General features: G+C 66.8%; 2 protein-coding genes. Both read left to right on the top strand.

Annotated features, from left to right (window positions below; all coding sequences use genetic code 11):
• The coding region (locus MOV76_RS39070; protein WP_247266588.1) for an adenylate/guanylate cyclase domain-containing protein at positions 1-692 on the top strand (692 nt) is incomplete at its 5' end.
• A 99-nt stretch (positions 693-791) separates the two neighbouring features.
• The coding region (locus MOV76_RS39065) for a DEAD/DEAH box helicase (protein ID WP_247266587.1) at positions 792-1,697 on the top strand (906 nt) is incomplete at its 3' end.

Here is a 1,697-nt window from a genome sequence, read left to right as displayed (position 1 = left end):
GCCGCGCCCGCCATTTCGCCGAGCAGAGCGCGCTCCTGCAGCGCATCGAGGCGCCCGGCCTCGGCGAGTGGCTGGCGCGCGATCCGAATTTCCTTGCTGCGCCGGTGCGCCAGAACGCCGCCGTCATCTTCATTGATCTCTCGGGTTTCACCGGCCTCAGCGAAAATGTCGGGCCAGTGGCGGTCAGCGAGATGCTGAGCGGCTTCTTCGAACTGGTCGACGAGGAGGCGCGCGCCCATGGCGGCGCCATCACCAGCTTCATGGGCGACGGGGCGATGATCCTGTTCGGCCTACCGGAGCCGGCCGAAGATGATGCCGCCCGCGCCGCTGCCTGCGCGGTCAGCCTGTGCGAGCGCACACGGGCCTGGCTTCAAGCGCATGCGGGCTTTGCCCCGAAGAAGATCGGCTTCAAGGTCGGCGCCCATTGCGGCCCGATCGTCGCCTCGCGATTAGGCACCGGCGACCGGCAACAAATCACGGCGGCGGGAGACACCATCAATGTCGGCAGCCGGCTGATGGAGGTGGCCGCCCGCCATGGTGTCGAACTGGCGCTGAGCGCCGAAATCGTCCGCGCTGCCGGCCCCGATAGCGTGCTCACGCAGTCCGGCCGCATGGAGGGACCGTTGGAAACGGCGCTACGCGGCCGGGCAAGCCGCATCGACGTCTGGCTGTGGCGTAGCCGTACGCTTTGACAATCGCCGCGGGAGCGGCTAGGAACGGCGCAAATACCCCGCCGGCTGGCTCCGGCCATGGCGCAGCAACGCGCCTGACAGCTCCGAAAGATCGAATCCATGACAGAATTTAACGGCGTCGTCCCGGCGATCGCCAAGGCGTTGCAGAAGCGCGGTTACGCCGAACTCACCCCGGTCCAGAAGGCGATGCTCGATCCGGCGCTTGCCGCTTCCGACGCGCTGGTCTCGGCCCAGACCGGTTCCGGCAAGACCGTCGCCTTCGGCTTGGCGCTGGCGCCAACGCTGCTCGAAGGCAGGGAGCGCTTCGGCAATGCCGGCGCGCCGCTCGCCATCGTCATCGCCCCGACGCGCGAACTTGCTCTACAGGTCAAGCGTGAGCTCGAATGGCTCTTTGAGATGACTGGCGCGGTGATCGTCAGCTGCGTCGGCGGCATGGACATCCGCAGCGAGCGCCGCTCGCTCGAACGCGGCGCCCATATCGTCGTCGGCACGCCCGGCCGGCTCTGCGACCATATCCGCCGCAGGGCGCTCGACATGTCGGAACTGAAGGCTGCCGTGCTCGACGAGGCCGACGAGATGCTCGATCTCGGCTTCCGCGAGGATCTCGAATTCATCCTGGATGCGGCACCGGACGAACGCCGGACGCTGATGTTTTCAGCAACGGTGCCGGCGGCGATCGCGAAGCTTGCCAAGAGCTACCAGCGCGATGCCGTGCGCATCAGCACCGCGGCCGAGGAAAAGCAGCATATCGATATTGAATATCGCGCGCTCATGGTGGCCCCGAGCGACCGCGAGAATGCGATCATCAACGTGCTGCGCTATTACGAGGCGACCAACGCCATCGTCTTTTGCTCGACGCGCGCTGCCGTCAATCATCTGACCGCGCGGTTCAACAACCGCAATTTCGCCGTGGTGGCGCTGTCCGGCGAGCTGACGCAGAACGAACGCAGCCATGCGCTGCAGGCGATGCGCGACGGGCGCGCCCGGGTCTGCATCGCGACCGAC

Source organism: Rhizobium sp. PRIMUS64, assembly GCF_023006465.1.
Classification (GTDB): domain Bacteria; phylum Pseudomonadota; class Alphaproteobacteria; order Rhizobiales; family Rhizobiaceae; genus Rhizobium; species Rhizobium leguminosarum.
The sequence above is the reverse complement of the archived record's forward strand: the minus strand, read 5'-3'. Positions and strand labels throughout refer to the sequence as shown.